Annotated in this window: 1 protein-coding gene; it reads left to right on the forward strand. The window is 28.8% G+C overall.

The window, feature by feature from the left end; all coding sequences use genetic code 11:
* Positions 1-698 (forward strand): DHHA1 domain-containing protein (locus OYV_RS04125; protein WP_042068455.1); only part of this gene is annotated, 698 nt, incomplete at its 5' end.
* Between the last annotated feature and the right edge of the window lie 75 nt (positions 699-773).

Raw genomic sequence — 773 nt, forward strand, 5'->3', positions numbered from 1 at the left:
CTTTTTCAGTGGATTTATGCGGAGGAACACATGCCACAAATACTAAAGATTTAGAACATTTTACTATTTTGTCATGCGAAAGCATTAGCTCTGGTATCTACCGCATTGAGGCAGTTTGTAATAACAATTGCCAAGAAAGTCTCAACGCCAAATTAGTTCCTTACCAAAACGACTTGCACCAACTAACCCAAAAAGCAAAATCCTTACAAACGCAAAACCTCATTTTTGATGTTAAAAATTTTCCTCCAATAACCCAAAGTTATCAAGATATTCTAAATTATCAAAAACATATCAAAGCACAACAACAAGCCTTAGTTCTTTTTGAAAAAAAAGTTTTAGAATATCATCAAAAAAAGATGGTACAAGCAGAATCTAATTTTTTACCACCACAAATTACCAAAAAAATGATGTTAACCATTGAAGAAGAAAAACCTTTAGAAGTTCTCAAATTTTTTATAAATCATATTTTTGATAAATACCATTTAGAAGTTTTATTTTTATCTTATGTGCAACCTGAAAAAATTGTTTTTTTATGCAAAAGCAAAACTCTACATGCAGGTAATTTGATTAAAGAAGCTGTATCCTTGGTTTGTGGTTCTGGTGGTGGCAATGCTAGTTTAGCTCAAGGGGGCACCAAAAAAACTAAAAATTTAGAACAAGTACTTAATTTTGTAAAAACCAAATTAGAAATAAATTAAACTGTTTAAAAAATTTATAATAAAAAAATCCTCAAGGAAAAAATTCCTAAAATTATTAAAAATAATCAAAATTCC

Origin of the sequence: 'Chrysanthemum coronarium' phytoplasma (assembly GCF_000744065.1) — a bacterium.
Lineage (GTDB): Bacteria > Bacillota_I > Bacilli_A > Acholeplasmatales > Acholeplasmataceae > Phytoplasma > Phytoplasma asteris.